The 16,429-nt window shown below is 58.8% G+C and carries 13 protein-coding genes; 10 read left to right on the top strand and 3 right to left on the bottom strand.

The genetic code is table 11. The features are described 5' to 3' along the window. Positions 1–172 precede the first annotated feature (172 nt). The 9 genes from RRF55_RS06390 (at position 173) to yejF (ending at position 11,828) form a co-directional block, all read left to right on the top strand. Positions 173–1,639 carry a mannitol dehydrogenase family protein gene (locus RRF55_RS06390; RefSeq protein WP_032103471.1) on the top strand — a complete coding sequence of 489 codons (1,467 nt, stop codon included), beginning with the start codon at positions 173–175 and terminating at the stop codon, positions 1,637–1,639. A 120-nt stretch (positions 1,640–1,759) separates the two neighbouring features. After that, complete coding sequence (locus tag RRF55_RS06395; protein ID WP_032103472.1) at positions 1,760–2,737, top strand: CobW family GTP-binding protein; 978 nt, start codon at positions 1,760–1,762, stop codon at positions 2,735–2,737. A 37-nt stretch (positions 2,738–2,774) separates the two neighbouring features. After that, positions 2,775–3,488 (top strand): phosphatase PAP2 family protein, encoded by a 714-nt coding sequence (locus RRF55_RS06400; RefSeq protein WP_002912965.1) that lies wholly within the window; start codon positions 2,775–2,777, stop codon positions 3,486–3,488. Positions 3,489–3,913: 425 nt separating this feature from the next. Then, positions 3,914–4,483, top strand: a complete 570-nt coding sequence (mepS, locus tag RRF55_RS06405) for a bifunctional murein DD-endopeptidase/murein LD-carboxypeptidase (protein ID WP_002912967.1) — start codon at positions 3,914–3,916, stop codon at positions 4,481–4,483. Between the two features lie 188 nt (positions 4,484–4,671). Continuing rightward, a complete protein-coding gene (locus RRF55_RS06410; protein WP_004180649.1) occupies positions 4,672–6,234 on the top strand; it encodes a cyclic di-GMP phosphodiesterase in 1,563 nt (520 codons plus the stop codon). A gap of 68 nt (positions 6,235–6,302) precedes the next feature. Then, positions 6,303–8,108 (top strand): extracellular solute-binding protein, encoded by a 1,806-nt coding sequence (locus RRF55_RS06415; protein WP_064153426.1) that lies wholly within the window; start codon positions 6,303–6,305, stop codon positions 8,106–8,108. Positions 8,109–8,117: 9 nt separating this feature from the next. After that, positions 8,118–9,212, top strand: a complete 1,095-nt coding sequence (locus tag RRF55_RS06420) for a microcin C ABC transporter permease YejB (protein WP_064153427.1) — start codon at positions 8,118–8,120, stop codon at positions 9,210–9,212. Continuing rightward, positions 9,212–10,237, top strand: coding sequence for a microcin C ABC transporter permease (locus RRF55_RS06425; protein ID WP_020324348.1), 1,026 nt, complete (start codon positions 9,212–9,214; stop codon positions 10,235–10,237). Before RRF55_RS06420 ends, RRF55_RS06425 begins: the two co-directional genes overlap by 1 nt. A 1-nt stretch (position 10,238) precedes the next feature. Then, entirely contained in the window at positions 10,239–11,828 is a 1,590-nt protein-coding gene (yejF, locus tag RRF55_RS06430; protein ID WP_032415260.1) for a microcin C ABC transporter ATP-binding protein YejF, read from the top strand. A 3-nt stretch (positions 11,829–11,831) separates the two neighbouring features. Here the strand turns inward: yejF and RRF55_RS06435 are convergent, their stop codons facing one another. The 3 genes from RRF55_RS06435 to rsuA form a co-directional block, all read right to left on the bottom strand. Then, the gene (locus RRF55_RS06435) at positions 11,832–12,176 is read right to left on the bottom strand and encodes a YejG family protein (RefSeq protein ID WP_002912974.1); all 345 of its coding nucleotides are present in this window, start codon (positions 12,174–12,176) and stop codon (positions 11,832–11,834) included. A 331-nt stretch (positions 12,177–12,507) separates the two neighbouring features. Further along, positions 12,508–13,704, bottom strand: coding sequence for a Bcr/CflA family multidrug efflux MFS transporter (locus tag RRF55_RS06440; RefSeq protein ID WP_032415261.1), 1,197 nt, complete (start codon positions 13,702–13,704; stop codon positions 12,508–12,510). Continuing rightward, a complete protein-coding gene (gene rsuA, locus RRF55_RS06445; RefSeq protein ID WP_439419105.1) occupies positions 13,701–14,420 on the bottom strand; it encodes a 16S rRNA pseudouridine(516) synthase RsuA in 720 nt (239 codons plus the stop codon). The genes RRF55_RS06440 and rsuA overlap by 4 nt, the downstream gene beginning before the upstream one ends. A gap of 147 nt (positions 14,421–14,567) precedes the next feature. Here rsuA and RRF55_RS06450 point away from each other — a divergent pair, with 147 nt between their 5' ends. Then, positions 14,568–16,325, top strand: coding sequence for a DEAD/DEAH box helicase (locus tag RRF55_RS06450; RefSeq protein WP_004144263.1), 1,758 nt, complete (start codon positions 14,568–14,570; stop codon positions 16,323–16,325). The last annotated feature ends 104 nt before the right edge of the window (positions 16,326–16,429 follow it).

The following is a 16,429-nucleotide window of genomic DNA, read 5'->3' on the forward strand; positions in this document are numbered from 1 at the left end:
GGCGACACTCATGACGACTACCATACATGTTTCTCACCTGGCTGCAAACAGTGCTGGCCTATTGATTGATCCAGCTCACAGTCAGCGGATAATTTCGGCTTACCAATTTAACTTCCTGTCATATAACTTTAGACTGGCATTGTTAATAAGCAGTTAAACAGGTGTGGGAAGAATGACAACAATTGCAACCGCTACGCTACCGAAGAACGTGCAATACCCTCAATACGATCGCGGCCAGCTCCGCTCGCGTATTGTCCATTTCGGCTTTGGCGCGTTTCACCGCGCGCACCAGGCGCTGCTCACCGATCGCGTGCTGAATAACGTCGGCGGCGACTGGGGGATCTGTGAAATCAGTCTGTTCAGCGGCGACACGCTGATGAGCCAACTTCGCGAACAGGACCATCTGTTTACCGTGCTGGAAAAAGGCGCCGACGGCAACCAGCCCATTGTGATCGGCGCGGTGCACGAATGTCTGAACGCCAGGCTCGATTCGCTGGCGGCGATTATCGAAAAATTTTGCGAGCCGCAGGTAGCGATTGTCTCGCTGACCATTACGGAAAAAGGCTACTGCATCGATCCGGCGACCGGGAAACTGGATCCGACGCATCCGCGCATTATTCACGATCTGGAGAATCCGACGCTGCCGCAGTCAGCTCCCGGTATTTTAGTTGAAGCGCTGGCCCGCCGCCGGGAACGAGGCCTTCCGCCCTTTACCGTGCTCTCCTGCGATAATATCCCCGACAACGGTCACGTGGTAAAAAATGCCGTCCTCGGCATGGCGGAAAAACGCAGCCCGGCGCTGGCGGACTGGATCGCCGACAACGTCAGCTTCCCGGGCACCATGGTGGATCGCATTGTTCCCGCGGCCACACCGGAGTCGCTGGCGGAAATCGCCGCCGTGCTGGGGGTCGACGATCCCTGCGCCATCAGTTGCGAACCCTTCATTCAGTGGGTGGTCGAAGATCACTTTGTCGCCGGGCGACCCGCCTGGGAGACGGCGGGCGTGCAGATGACCGATGACGTGTTGCCCTGGGAGCAAATGAAGCTGCGGATGCTCAACGGCAGCCACTCTTTCCTCGCCTGGCTTGGCTATCTGGCAGGGCATGCGCACATTAGCGACTGCATGCGGGATGAGGTCTTCCGCCGCGCCGCCCGCCAGCTGATGCTTGACGAACAGGCTCCGACGCTGACCATTACCGGCGTTGATCTGCTGGCCTATGCCGACAGCCTCATCGCCCGCTTCAGCAATCCGGCGCTCAAACACCGCACCTGGCAAATCGCCATGGACGGTAGCCAGAAGCTGCCCCAGCGCATGCTCGATGGCATCCGCGTACATCTGGCGCGCGACAGCCGTTGGCCGCTGCTGGCTCTCGGCGTGGCCGGCTGGATGCGCTACGTCAGCGGCACGGACGACGCCGGTCAGACGATCGACGTGCGCGATCCGCTGGTCGACAAGATCCGGCAGCGGGTGGCCCAGAGCGATGAGCAGCAGCGCGTCGACGCCCTGCTGGGGCTGGAGGAAATATTTGGCCGCGACCTGCCGCACAACGCCCAGTTTGTCGCCGGGATCCGCGCCGCCTGGCAACAGCTGGCGACGCACGGCGCCCGCGAGGCCGTCGCCCGCGCGCTGAATTCTTAACAATATTTGCGCTTATGCGGACAGAATTCTCTTCTGTCCGCCTCAGGACTTCTCTTTTCCTCCTTTTTTCGTCAGGATAGGCGTAACTGTTACAACATTACATTTATCCTGGAGAAAAGAGTGACCAGAACCAATTTGATCACCGGCTTTCTCGGCAGCGGTAAGACGACCTCGATTCTTCATCTGCTGGCGCAGAAGCCTGCGGATGAAAAATGGGCCGTACTGGTTAACGAGTTTGGCGAAGTCGGGATAGACGGCGCGCTGCTGGCCGACAGCGGCGCCCTGCTCAAAGAGATCCCCGGCGGCTGCATGTGCTGCGTCAATGGCCTGCCGATGCAGGTTGGGCTGAACACCCTGCTGCGCCAGGGCAAACCCGATCGCCTGCTGATCGAACCCACCGGTTTGGGCCACCCAAAGCAGATCCTCGATATCCTCACCGCGGCGGTGTATGAGCCCTGGATCGATCTGCGCGCCACGCTGTGCATCCTCGATCCCCGCCAGCTGCTGGATGAAAGAGCCGTCAGCAACGACAACTTCCGCGATCAGCTGGCCGCGGCGGACATCATTGTGGCTAATAAAAGTGATCGGGAAACCGCCGAAAGCGCCCGGGCGCTGGCCGACTGGTGGCAGCGCTGTGGCGGCGAGCGTCGCAAGGTGTCGGCAATCCAGGGCAATATCGATCTGACCCTGCTCGATGAGCCACGACGGAACACCGCCCCGCTGCCGGCGAGCGCGGAGCACGCCCACCGCCATCCCCCCACTTCCGGCCTCGCCGCGCTCAGCCTGGCGGAACACCAGCGCTGGCGCCGACATCTCAACAATGGCCAGGGCTATCAGGGCTGCGGCTGGATCTTCGACGCGGAGACGGTTTTTGACACCATCGGCCTGCTCGAATGGGCCAGGCTGGCGCCAGTGGGGCGCGTTAAAGGCGTGATGCGCATTGCCGAGGGGGCGGTGCGAATCAACCGTCAGGGGGAGGATCTCCATATCGAGACCCTCAGCGTCGCTCCGCCCGATAGCCGGATCGAGCTTATTTCCGCGAATGAAGCCGACTGGAACGCACTCCAGACCACGTTGTTGAGGCTTCGTTTAAGTTAAGGCGGCTAAGGTTGCCGCCGACTGTCACAAAATCGCAATGGCTATGATGAAAAACCGAATTCCTTTAATCCTGCTGCTTAACATCGCGGGTGTAGCGCTATTTTGCTCCTGGTATCTGCCAGCCAACCATGGCGCGTGGTTGCCGGTCGACTCCGCGATCTTCCATTTCTTTAACCATGGCGTCAGCGTCAGCCATGCTTATGCCTGGCTGCTGGCGATCATCAACAATCGCGCCTTCGACGCCTGTTCGCTGCTGGCGATGGGCTGCCTGATGCTGAGCTATTGGCTAAAGGCGCCGACTGCAGGCCGTCGTCAGATCGCCATCATGGGCCTGGTGATGCTGCTGGCGGCGGTGATCATCAACCAGCTCGCACAACACCTGATGCCGGTACAGCGCGCCAGCCCGTCGCTGTTTTTTAGCGATATTACCCGCGTCAGCGACGTCGTTAACTTCCCCACTAAGGATGCGTCGAAGGACAGCTTCCCTGGCGATCATGGGATGATGCTGCTGATCTTCGCCAGCTTTATGTGGCGCTATTTTGGCCGTCGCGCGCTGGGCGTCGCGCTGATTATCTTCGTGGTCTTTGCTTTCCCGCGGGTAATGATTGGCGCCCACTGGTTTAGCGATATTGCCGTCGGCTCCCTGACCGCCGTGCTGATCGGCGCGCCCTGGGTATTGATGACCCCGCTGAGCGATAAATTGATCGCCTTTTTCGATCGCTACTTACCCAGCAGAATATCGGCCAAATAATGTCTCCGGCAGCCGCCAGAGTCATTAACTATAAGGGGACCTTTTGGGTCCCTTTTTACATTTTCCCTTTTTTCAACATGACGTTCATCTTCTTGTCACATTAATCCCGTGACAAATGAAGGAATTGTCTGTTTTTTGCCCGATATTGCCGTAATTTTGGCCTTTCCCGATGATTCACTTTTTGTCACCAAAATACTTATAAGAAATCGCGCAAAACCGCTCGCCATGCGGCGTTTGATAGGGTAATCTCGTTCTCGTTTTGCCTTTTCCGCAGCATTAATTCAGGGCATGAATAAAATTGTGCGTGACTGCACAAATTTAAGCTTAAGGAATTGTCTCATTGCGGATGGGTATTTAGGCTCTAACACGTTTGGCATTTTTTATAACGACATTGTCGTTAAGGACAACAAGGGAAAATAAACAGCATGGTCAAATCTCAGCCGATTTTGAGATATATCTTGCGGGTAGCCCCCGCGATTGCAGTAGCGGTTCTGCTTTCCGCGTGTAGTTCAACAAGTACCGCCAGGAATATGCATTCTGAGACGCATGCTGTGGGTAGTGGCGATTTATCATCACTGCAAGCCTCTCAGGATGAATTTGAAACGATGGTCCGTAACCTGGACGTAAAGTCCCGTTTAATGGATCAGTATGCCAGCTGGAAAGGCGTGCGTTACCGCCTCGGCGGCAGCACCCGCAAGGGTATCGACTGCTCAGCGTTTGTGCAGCGCACCTTCCGCGAACAATTTGGTCTGGAACTGCCGCGTTCAACCTCTGAACAGCAGGAAACCGGAAAATCGATTTCCCGTGCCCAACTGCGTACAGGCGATCTGGTTCTGTTTCGCGCCGGCTCTACCGGCCGCCATGTCGGGATCTACCTCGGCAACAACCAGTTTGTTCACGCCTCCACCAGCAGCGGGGTGACTATCTCCAGCATGGATGAGCCATACTGGAAAAAGCGCTACAATGAAGCGCGTCGAGTCCTGAGCCGCTCGTAAACTGTCCTCCACCGCCGCCGGTTATCCCTTGGCTGGCTGCGGGATAAAAAACACTGCCCCAGGCAGTGTTTTTTTTTGCCACCTGGTTCTCAACGTCGCAAAATAAGCTATGTCTTTTAAGTGGGAATGAGAAAAACGACGACCGACACTCCGTTGATGCGCTTCAATAATACGGAAAGAATCTGGCTATGCTTACTCGCTACTTTTCGCCCCAGCGTAAAACCTGGTTAACCAGCCTGAGCGTGGGGATCATCGTCGCGCTGTTGGCCGGGAGCATTCAGTTTATGGTGATCTACCATAACCGGGCCGAGCGTTTCGACGCCATTATCAACAATGTTAATACCTATCTGAAAAGCTATTTTCACGACCTGCGCCAGACCATTGACGGCCTGCAGCCGCTGGTGGACCAGCCCTGCGAGAATATTGACTCCGGGCTTACCTCCCACGCCGCGTTCAGCCCCAACGTCCGCGCTTTCCTGCTGGTCAAAAACGGCATCGCCTTTTGCTCATCGGCTACGGGAGCCATGAATACGCCCCTCAGCCAGCTGATCCCGGCCATCGATATCAGCAAACCCGTTGCTATGGCGATTTTACCAGGCACGCCGATGATGCCGAAGAGCGCGGCGCTGGCGCTGTGGGTAGGTAAACCCGGCGATCAAAACAGCGGCATTTTCGTGTCGATTAACGCTAATCTCACACCGTATATCCTCTATTCCGCACGGCAAAACGATTTCAGCGGCATTGCGCTGGCCATCGATCACACCGCTATCTCCACCTTCAGTAATCGGCTGGTGGATCCGCAAACGCTGCATAACGTGCCGATCCGCCAGGCACAGATCGAGGGCTTACCGCTGAAGGTCTACCTGTATGCCAACAGCTGGCTGGCGGAAAATACGCAGTTTGCTCTGCTGCTCGGGGTCGTCTGCGGCCTGCTGGCGGGGCTGCTCTGCTATTACGTGCTGACGATCAAATCGGATCCGCGAAAATCTATTCTGTTGGGGATCAAAAATAACCAGTTCTACATCGTTTATCAGCCGGTGGTTAATGCACAGACTCTACGTATCAGCGGCGTGGAGGTCCTAATGCGCTGGCGCCATCCGGTGGTTGGTGAAATTCCGCCCGACGTTTTTATTAACCTGGCCGAAACCCAGCAGATGATCGTGCCGCTAACCCATCACCTGCTCGCGCTGATCGCCAGCGACGCTGCGGTGTTGAAGCGTATTCTGCCGCGCGGCGTGAAGCTGGGGCTGAATATTTCCCCTGCCCATCTGCAGGCCGACAGCTTCCGCGACGATATGCTGCGCTTCGCCGCCGCGCTGCCCGCCGACCACTTTCACGTGGTGCTGGAGGTAACCGAGCGGGCGATGATTGATAAAGAAAAATCGATGGCTAACTTCGCCTGGCTCCACCGCCAGGGATTCGAAATCGCGATTGATGATTTCGGCACCGGGCATAGCGCGCTGATCTATCTCGAACGCTATAACTTCGATTATCTGAAGATCGATCGCGGTTTTGTGCAGGCGATTGGTACTGAAACAGTAACCTCGCCGGTGCTGGATGCGGTACTGACCCTCAGCCGCCGGCTGAAATTAATGACCGTCGCCGAAGGGGTGGAGACCCAGGAACAGGCGGAGTGGCTTCGCGGCCAGGGCGTTCATTTCCTGCAGGGGTACTGGATCAGCCGACCGCTGTCGCTGGCCGGGCTGGTGGCTGCGCACGATGAACCCGCGAACTATTTCACAACGCGCTAAGTCTCACTTATGATGCGGGAACGGATGTCGGCCATGGGGGCCGGCCATGACAGGGTATTCTGCCGCCTATGTATGCGCGCCTCTTTCTGATTCTGCTGGCTCTGTTTAGCCTGGACGCTAAGGCGCAAACCATTCAGGAAAGCGTAGCCTTCGCGATTATCGGCGAACCGAAATACGCCGCCGGTTTCAGTCATTTTGATTACGTCAATCCCAGGGCGCCGAAAGGCGGCACCCTCACCCTGGCGGCGATCGGCACCTTTGATAACTTCAACCGTTATGCGCTGCGCGGCAACCCCGCGGTACGCACGGAGGCGCTCTACGATACCCTGTTCACCACCTCGGATGATGAGCCCGGCAGCTACTACCCGCTGATTGCCGAGCGGGCGCGCTATGCCGAGGACTATTCCTGGATGGAGATCGCGCTCAACCCGCGCGCCCGCTTCCATGACGGCACGCCGATCACCGCCCGCGATGTGGCGTTTACCTTCAACAAGTTTATGACCGAAGGGGTGCCGCAGTTTCGCCTGTTTTATAAAGGCACCACCGTGAAGGCCATCACGCCGTTGACCGTGCGTATTGACCTCGGCCAGCCCGGCAAAGAGAACATGCTGAGTCTGCTGAGCCTGCCGGTGATGCCCGAGGCGTTCTGGCGCCAGCACAAACTCAGCGACCCGCTGTCGAAGCCGCCGCTGGCCAGCGGGCCATACCGCATCAGCGCCTGGCGAATGGGGCAATATATTACCTATTCCCGGGTCGCCGACTACTGGGCGGCCGACCTGCCGGTCAACCGCGGTCGCTGGAATTTCGATACGCTGCGCTATGACTATTATCTCGACGACAATGTCGCTTTCGAAGCCTTTAAAGCGGGAGCCGTCGATCGCCGGGAAGAGACCGTCGCCAAAAACTGGGCTACCCGCTACGTCGGTCGCAACTTCAGCCGCGGCTACATCATTAAAGATGAGCATACCAATACCTCGGCGCAGGATACCCAGTGGCTGGCGTTCAATATTCAGCGCCCGATTTTTGCCGATCGCCGGGTGCGGCAGGCCATTACCCTGGCGTTCGATTTCGAATGGATGAACAAGGCGCTGTTTTACAGCGCCTATCAGCGCGCCAACAGCTATTTCCAGAACACCGAATATGCCGCCCGCAGCCTGCCCGACGCAGCCGAGCTGGCCCTGCTGACGCCGATGAAAAACGAACTGCCCTCGGAGCTCTTCAGCCAGGTTTACCAGCCGCCGGTCTCCCGCGGCGATGGCTTCGATCGCGCCAACTTACTCAAAGCCGACGCCCTGCTCAATGCGGCGGGCTGGACGGTGAAGAACCAGCGCCGGGTCAACGCCGCCACCGGCAAGCCGCTGCGCTTTGAGCTACTGCTGCCGGCCGGGGGCAATGACCGCTGGGTGCTGCCGTTTCAGCACAACCTACAGCGTCTGGGGATCGTCATGGATATTCGTCAGGTTGATAATTCGCAGTACAGCAACCGCCGCCGCAGCCGGGATTACGACATGATGCCAAGCCTGTGGCGCGCCATGCCCTGGCCGGGGACCGACCTGCAAATCTCCTGGGCGTCCGACTATATTCACTCCAGCTACAACGCGCCGGGGGTGCAAAGCCCGGTAGTGGATAAGCTGATTGCGCAGATCCTGCAGTGGCAGGGCAATAAGCAGAAACTGATCCCTCTCGGTCGGGCGCTGGATCGTGTGCTGACCTGGAATAACTACATGTTGCCGATGTGGTATATGGCGCAGGACCGCACCGCGTGGTGGAATAAGTTCTCTTTCCCCGCGACCCGCCCCATCTATTCGTCCGGCCTCGATACCTGGTGGTACGACGTGAACAAAGCGGCCACCCTCCCCGCGGACAGACGCTAAGGACATCCCATGGGCAGCTACCTGATCCGCCGTTTGCTGTTAGTCATCCCCACCCTGTGGGCCATCATCACCATTAACTTTTTTATTGTCCAGATCGCGCCTGGCGGCCCGGTCGATCAGGCCATCGCCGCCATCGAGTTTAATCAGCGCGGCGGGATGCCGGGGGCTGGCGACGGCGGGATGGGCGCCAGCCATGCCCGCACCGGCGCAGGCAATATCAGCGAGGGTCACTATCGCGGCGGGCGCGGCCTCGACCCGGAAGTCATCGCCGAGATCACCCACCGCTACGGCTTCGATAAACCGCTGCACGAACGCTATCTGAAGATGCTGGGCGATTATCTGCGCTTTGATTTCGGCGACAGCCTGTTTCGCAGCGCCTCCGTGCTGCAGCTGATTAAAGACAGCCTGCCGGTCTCGGTGAGCCTCGGGCTGTGGAGCACGCTGATTATCTATCTGGTCTCCATTCCGCTGGGCATCCGCAAAGCGGTCAGCAACGGCAGCCGCTTTGATATCTGGAGCAGTACACTGATTATCATTGGCTATGCGATCCCTGCCTTTCTGTTCGCCATCCTGCTGATCGTGATTTTTGCCGGCGGCAGCTATTTCGACCTCTTCCCGCTGCGCGGTCTGGTCTCGCCAAATTTCGACACCCTCCCCTGGTATCAGAAGATCCTCGACTACCTGTGGCACATCACCCTGCCGGTGCTGGCGACGGTAATTGGCGGCTTTGCCGCGCTGACTATGCTGACCAAAAACAGCTTCCTCGACGAGATCCGCAAACAGTATGTGGTCACCGCCCGCGCCAAAGGCGTTGGTGCGAAACAGATCCTCTGGGGACACGTGTTCCGTAACGCCATGCTGCTGGTAATCGCCGGCTTCCCGGCCACCTTTATCAGTATGTTCTTTACCGGCTCGTTGCTGATCGAAGTGATGTTCTCGCTAAACGGCCTGGGTCTGCTGGGCTATGAAGCGACGGTCTCCCGCGACTATCCGGTGATGTTTGGCACGCTCTATATTTTCACTCTGATTGGCCTGCTGCTGAATATCGTCAGCGATATCAGCTATACGCTGGTCGACCCGCGCATTGATTTTGAGGGCCGCTAATGTCTTTCTTCAGTCCCGTTAATCAGGCCCGCTGGGCGCGCTTTCGCCACAACCGTCGCGGCTACTGGTCGCTGTGGCTGTTTTTAATTCTCTTCCTTTGCAGCCTGGGCGCCGAGCTGCTGGCCAACGACCGCCCGCTGCTGGTGCAGTACCGGGGCCAGCTGTACGTCCCGGTGTTAAAAAACTACACCGAGCAAACCTTCGGCGGCGCGTTCGCCACCGCCGCCGACTATCAGGATCCCTGGCTGCAGCAGCAGCTGGCGACTCACGGCTGGGCGCTATGGCCGCCAGTGCGCTTCGGCGCGACGACAATTAATTTTGCCAGCACGGTTCCCTTTCCATCGCCGCCCTCGGCCAGCAACTGGCTCGGCACCGACGCCAACGGCGGCGATGTGCTGGCGCGGATCCTTTATGGGACACGCATCTCGGTGCTCTTCGGTCTGCTGCTGACGCTGTTCTCCAGCGTGCTGGGGGTGCTGGCCGGAGCGATACAGGGTTACTACGGCGGTAAAATCGACCTGTGGGGACAGCGCTTTATCGAAGTCTGGTCCGGCATGCCAACGCTGTTCCTGATCATCCTGCTCTCCAGCGTCGTGCAGTCGGGCTTCTGGTGGCTGCTGGCAATCACCGTTCTCTTTGGCTGGATGACGCTGGTGGGCGTGGTGCGCGCGGAATTTCTCCGCACCCGCAACTACGACTATGTTCGGGCGGCGCAGGCGTTAGGGGTTAGCGACCGGCAGATCATCCTGCGGCATATGTTGCCCAACGCGATGGTGGCGACCCTCACCTTCCTGCCCTTTATCCTGTGCAGCTCCATTACCACCCTGACGTCGCTGGATTTTCTCGGCTTCGGCCTGCCGCTCGGCTCGCCCTCCCTCGGCGAGCTGCTGCTGCAGGGCAAAAACAACCTGCAGGCGCCCTGGCTGGGCATTGCCGCATTTCTCTCCGTCGCCGTGCTGCTGACGCTACTGATTTTTATCGGTGAAGCGGTTCGCGACGCCTTTGACCCGAGTAAGGCGGTGTAATATGACCCACCCGCTATTAGCTATCGACAATCTCTCTATTGCCTTTCGCCAGCAGGGTGAGACGCAGACCGTGGTGCACAATCTGTCGCTCGAGGTGGCGGTCGGCGAAACGCTGGCCCTGGTGGGCGAATCCGGCTCCGGTAAGAGCATCTCCGCCCTGTCGGTGCTGCGGCTGCTCCCTACCCCCCCGGCCAGCTACCCCAGCGGTGACATCCGTTTTCATGGCCAGTCGCTGCTGCATGCGGATGAGGCGACCCTGCGCGGCGTGCGCGGCAACCGGATCGCGATGATCTTTCAGGAGCCGATGGTATCGCTCAATCCTCTGCACACCCTGGAAAAACAGCTCTACGAGGTGCTGTCGTTACACCGGGGAATGCGCAAACAGGAGGCGCGCGGGGAGATCCTCGACTGCCTGGAGCGCGTCGGGATCCGTCAGGCGCCGCGGCGGCTGGCGGACTATCCGCATCAGCTCTCCGGTGGAGAGCGCCAGCGGGTGATGATCGCCATGGCGCTGCTGACGCGCCCGGAGCTGCTGATCGCCGACGAGCCGACTACCGCCCTGGACGTATCGGTGCAGGCGCAAATTCTGCAACTGCTGCGCGAGCTGAAGCAGGAGCTGAACATGGGGCTGCTGTTTATCACTCATAACCTGAGCATCGTCCGCCAGCTGGCTGACCGGGTGGCGGTTATGCAGAACGGCCGCTGCGTGGAACACAATGACTGTCGGGCGCTGTTCAGCGCGCCAGCGCATCCCTACACCCAACGCCTGCTGGATAGCGAGCCGGACGGGGAGCCGGTGCCGCTGGCCGCCGATGCCCCGGTGCTGCTGCAGGCGGACGATTTAAAGGTGGCGTTTCCCGTTCGCAAAGGGATCCTGCGTCGGGTGATCGATCATCATCGGGTGGTCAACAGCCTCAGCTTTCAGCTGCGCGCCGGCGAGACGCTGGGCCTGGTGGGGGAATCGGGTTCCGGTAAAAGTACCACCGGCCTGGCCCTGCTGCGCCTGATCCCGTCCGGGGGCAAGATAACCTTCGCCGGCCAGCCGATTCAGGGGCGTAACCGCCGACAGCTGCTACCGCTGCGCCGACAGATGCAGGTGGTTTTTCAGGATCCGAACTCGTCGCTCAATCCGCGCCTCACGGCGCAGCAGATCATTGAGGAAGGCTTGCGCGTCCACCAGCCGACGCTGACGGCGGCCGAACGCGAACAGGCGGTGATCCTTGCCATGCAGGAGGTCGGCCTCGACCCGGCCAGCCGCCAGCGCTATCCGGCGGCGTTCTCCGGTGGCCAGCGACAGCGTATCGCCATCGCCAGAGCGTTGATCGTCAAACCGCAGCTGATCGTCCTCGATGAACCGACCTCATCGCTGGACAAAACCGTTCAGGCGCAGATCCTGAACCTGCTGAAAGCCTTACAGCGAAAGCATCAGCTGGCCTATATTTTTATCAGCCATGATTTAGGCGTGGTGCGGGCGCTGTGTCACCAGGTGATGGTGCTGCGTCAGGGAGAGGTGGTCGAACAGGGCGAGTGCAAGTCCGTCTTCAGCGCACCCCGGCATGAGTATACCCGCCAGCTGCTGGCGCTAAGCTGACGGTCAGAAAGGGTTATTGCCGGAGAAGGGCTCGGCGATGGCCACGCCAAAGTTTTTCAGACGACAGGTGGCGGCAAACTCATCCTGCAGGTTAACGAACAGGCAGGGTTCGCCTTCGCACTCCAGCACGGAACAGTCGACTTCGATGTCGCTTAACGCCTGGCTGAGCTTATGCATCACCGGCCAGGCTTTCTCACCGTCCGGGCTCAGCAATTTCAGGGCAACGAGACTGTTCTCGTTCTGCGCGCCGTTTTGCGGAATCGGTTCAACTCTGGAACCCGCAAAACCGGCCAGCCAGCGATAGCTCTGCGGCAGACGGTGTACGATAGAGAGTTGTTGTGTATTCACTTGGTTTCCCCGGAAGCAAAAGGCTTCACAATAAATTTACATCAATATTAACACACTGTTGACAAATAGTCCTGCCTTGAGGCAGAAAACGTTTACAGCGGCGGCGGACCAGGGTTAAGCGCTTATAATCCAGCGCTTTATTTTTTATACCCGGCGAGCCGATTGGCGCTATATGTACCCGTTTCTGTGATCCAAAACAACTTTTTTATCGCAACAATGCGACTTTTTACACTAATTGATTTTACATAAAGGAAACAAATCGCAGAACCCTGAAGCCCATTGCGGTTGACATGCATCAAGAAAGGGGCGATTTCGCCCCTGAAAATGTGACCTAGCGTGCGATTTTTCGCCGCCGGGATGCGTAAAGCGAGAAGAAAAGAGAGCAGGTTGCGCAGAAGGCAATAGAGATCAGCATCGGCCAGGCGGTGGTAAACGTCGCCATCGACAGCAGCGCGCCGATAATCGCCCCGATACCGAAACGGAAAGTCCCCGCCAGCGACGAAGCAGTGCCCGCCATATGCGGAAACTCATCGAGGATCACCGCCATGGCGTTAGACGACACCATGGATACGCAGCCGACAAAGGCCGCTACGCCGATCACCAGTGACCAGAAGCCGACATCCAGCAGCGCGCAGACCACCATCCACACCGCCATGGCAAACTGGATCCACAGCCCGGCGCGGAACATACACAACGCCCCTACCCGCCGCACAAACCGGCTGTTGAACATGGTCATCAGAAACAGAAAAACGATGTTCAGCGCAAAATAGTAGCCAAAGTGCTGAGGCGCGACGTGGTTTATATTGATGTAGACAAAGGGACCGGCGCTAAGGAAAGAGAACATTCCCGCGAAGCTAAAGCCGCTCGCCAGCATATAGCTCAGTACCCGCTTGTGGCGGAACAGCGTGGCAAAGTTACCCAGCGTGGTGCGCAGATGGAACGGCTGACGCCTTTCAGCCGGCAGCGTTTCGCGGATAAACAGGCCGATCATCAGCGAGGCCAGCAGGGCCACCAGGGCGAGGATCCAAAAGATGGCATGCCAGCTGAACCAGACCAACACCGCCCCGCCGACCATCGGCGCCACCAGCGGCGCAATGGTCGTGACCAGCATGACAAACGACATCATGCGCGAAAACTCATCTTTCGGATAGATGTCGCGCATCAGGGCGTTAATCACCACGCTGGCCGCCGCGGCTGCCAGACCGTGGAAGAAACGCATGACAATCAGCATATCGACGGTTTGCGACAGGGCGCAGGCTACCGCCGCCGCCGCGAAGACCAGCGTCCCGCCGAGGATCACCGGCTTGCGGCCAAGGCTGTCCGCCATCGGGCCGTACAGCAGCTGACCCAGCGCAAAGCCGAGGATATAGGTGCTGAGCGTCATCTGCGCGCTGCCGTCCGGGACGTTATACTGGGCGGCGATCACCGGCAGGGCCGGAAGATACATATCAATAGACAGCGGCATCAGCATGGCCAGCAGGCCAAGGATAAACACAATCCCCAGTGAAGAATTCTGCTTCAGCGTCACGTTTTACTCCGTGGCTGCGGGGCGCCCACGCTGGCGATTTCCGCTTCCGTCAGCGGACGATATTCACCCGGCGCCAGCGATTCATCCATCAGGATGTCGCCGATGCGTTCCCGATGCAGGCCAACCACGTGGTTGCCCACGGCGGCGAACATGCGTTTCACCTGATGGTAGCGGCCTTCGCTGATGGTGAGGCGCACTTCGGTCGGAGTGATAACTTCCAGCAACGCCGGTTTGGTGAGATCTTTTTCGTTATGCAGCTGGACGCCTTTGGCGAACAGCTCCGCGGTCCCTTCCGCCAGCGGGCTTTCCAGCGCCACCAGATAGGTTTTTTCACAGTGGTGGCGCGGCGAGGTAATGCGATGCGACCACTGGCCGTCATCGGTCATCAGCACCAGCCCGGTGGTGTCGATATCCAGCCGTCCGGCGGCGTGCAGCTTATGCGCCACCGGCTCGTCGAGGAAATAAAGGATAGTCGGATGATCGGGATCGTCGGTGGAACAGACGTACCCTTGCGGCTTGTTGAGCATAAAGTAACGCGGGCCATTCTGCTGGGTCAGCGTATTTCCGTCATACTCCACCTCGTGCTCCGGCTGGAGCTTAAAAGAGGCATCTTTCACAATGTCGCCGTCCACGGTAACGCGGCTGCCGCGAATTTCACGCCCGGCAATAGCCCGGCTGACGCCCAGCTGCTGAGCGATAAACTTATCAAGTCGCATGAGATTTTTTTAGCCTGTCATAGTGCTGGAGCGGGCAAATCGCCCGAAAAAGAAGAATTTCACCGGCTAGTATAACGGGCTCTTAACACCACTCAAGGGAAAAGATTCATGGCATACTATTCGCCAGTTAATTAGCCCCGTGAATTCATGACTTTTACATTACGTCCTTACCAACAAGAAGCCGTCGATGCCACCCTCGCCTGGTTCCGTCGCCATACCGAGCCGGCGGCGATTGTCCTGCCCACCGGCGCGGGCAAAAGTCTGGTGATCGCCGAGCTTGCCAGGCTGGCGCGCGGCCGCGTGCTGGTGCTGGCCCATGTCAAAGAGCTGGTGGCGCAGAACCATGCCAAATACTGCGCCCTTGGCCTCGAGGCGGATATCTTCGCCGCCGGTCTGCAGCGAAAAGAGAGCCACGGCAAAGTGGTGTTCGGCAGCGTGCAGTCGGTGGCACGCAATCTCGACCAGTTTCGCAGCGAATTTTCGCTACTCATCGTCGATGAATGCCACCGCATCAGCGATGATGACGACAGCCAATATCAGCAGATCATCGGTCACCTGCGGCAGGTCAATCCGCAGATCCGGCTGCTCGGCCTGACGGCCACGCCGTTCCGCCTTGGCAAGGGCTGGATCTATCAGTTCCATTATCATGGGATGGTGCGCGGCGATGAAAAGGCCCTGTTCCGCGACTGCATCTATGAGCTACCGCTGCGCTATATGATTAAACACGGCTATCTGACGCCGCCGGAGCGCCTCGATATGCCGGTGGTGCAGTACGATTTCAGTCGCCTGCAGGCGCAAAGCAACGGCCTGTTCAGCGAAGCCGATCTTAACCATGAGCTGAAAAAACAACAGCGTATCACGCCGCATATTGTCAGCCAGATCGTGGAGTTCGCCGAAAACCGCAAAGGGGTGATGATCTTTGCCGCCACCGTGGAACACGCCCGGGAAGTGACCGGCCTGCTGCCGGTAGGCCAGGCGGCGCTGATCACCGGCGAAACGCCTGGGCCGGAGCGGGATCGCATCATCGAGGCCTTTAAAGCGCAGGCGTATCGCTATCTGGTGAACGTCGCGGTGCTGACCACCGGCTTCGACGCCCCGCACGTCGACCTGATCGCCATCCTCCGCCCCACCGAGTCGGTGAGTCTTTACCAACAGATCGTTGGCCGCGGTCTGCGCCTGGCGCCGGGGAAAACCGACTGTCTGATCCTCGACTACGCCGGCAATCCGCATGACCTTTATGCCCCGGAAGTGGGGACGCCGAAGGGCAAAAGCGACAACGTGCCGGTGCAGGTCTTCTGCCCGGCCTGCGGCTTCGCCAATACCTTCTGGGGCAAAACCACCGCCGACGGCACCTTGATTGAACACTTTGGCCGCCGCTGCCAGGGGTGGTTCGAAGATGACGACGGCCACCGCGAACAGTGCGACTTCCGCTTTCGCTTTAAAAACTGCCCGCAGTGTAATGCGGAAAACGACATCGCCGCCCGCCGCTGCCGGGAGTGCGACACTATACTGGTTGACCCGGACGATATGCTGAAGGCGGCGCTGAAGCTGAAGGACGCGCTGGTGCTGCGCTGCAGCGGCATGGCCCTGCAGCACGGTGGCGACGAGAAGGGTCCGTGGCTAAAAATCACCTATTACGATGAAGACGGGGCGGATGTCAGTGAGCGCTTCCGTCTGCAGACCCCCGCCCAGCGCACCGCCTTCGAACAACTGTTTATTCGCCCGCATACCCGCACCCCCGGGGTGCCGCTGCGCTGGATAACGCCGGCGGATATCGTGACCCAGCAGGCGCTGCTGCGCCATCCGGACTTTGTCGTCGCCCGCATGAAGGGGCAGTACTGGCAGGTGCGGGAAAAAGTGTTCGATTATCAGGGGCGTTTTCGTCGCGCCAACGAGCTGCGTTAATTACCGGAAAGCTGAGGTTTTGATTGCCCGGGTGTCGTTTGGCGGCTATAATGCCGCCCGCTTTTGCATTCGCAAAGCAGATAATCCGCCTGTTGCTGGGTCGC

Origin of the sequence: Klebsiella sp. K47, assembly GCF_051858335.1 — a bacterium.
Lineage (GTDB): Bacteria > Pseudomonadota > Gammaproteobacteria > Enterobacterales > Enterobacteriaceae > Klebsiella > Klebsiella pneumoniae.

Bases quoted from the DNA above. Each gene is read 5' to 3' on its own strand.
- mepS (WP_002912967.1), top strand. From the start codon at position 3,914: ATGGTCAAATCTCAGCCGATTTTGAGATATATCTTGCGGGTAGCCCCC.
- yejF (WP_032415260.1), top strand. From the start codon at position 10,239: ATGACCCACCCGCTATTAGCTATCGACAATCTCTCTATTGCCTTTCGC.
- rsuA (WP_439419105.1), bottom strand. From the start codon at position 14,420: ATGCGACTTGATAAGTTTATCGCTCAGCAGCTGGGCGTCAGCCGGGCT.
- RRF55_RS06420 (WP_064153427.1), top strand. From the start codon at position 8,118: ATGGGCAGCTACCTGATCCGCCGTTTGCTGTTAGTCATCCCCACCCTG.
- RRF55_RS06425 (WP_020324348.1), top strand. From the start codon at position 9,212: ATGTCTTTCTTCAGTCCCGTTAATCAGGCCCGCTGGGCGCGCTTTCGC.
- RRF55_RS06410 (WP_004180649.1), top strand. From the start codon at position 4,672: ATGCTTACTCGCTACTTTTCGCCCCAGCGTAAAACCTGGTTAACCAGC.
- RRF55_RS06415 (WP_064153426.1), top strand. From the start codon at position 6,303: ATGTATGCGCGCCTCTTTCTGATTCTGCTGGCTCTGTTTAGCCTGGAC.
- RRF55_RS06390 (WP_032103471.1), top strand. From the start codon at position 173: ATGACAACAATTGCAACCGCTACGCTACCGAAGAACGTGCAATACCCT.
- RRF55_RS06450 (WP_004144263.1), top strand. From the start codon at position 14,568: ATGACTTTTACATTACGTCCTTACCAACAAGAAGCCGTCGATGCCACC.
- RRF55_RS06400 (WP_002912965.1), top strand. From the start codon at position 2,775: ATGGCTATGATGAAAAACCGAATTCCTTTAATCCTGCTGCTTAACATC.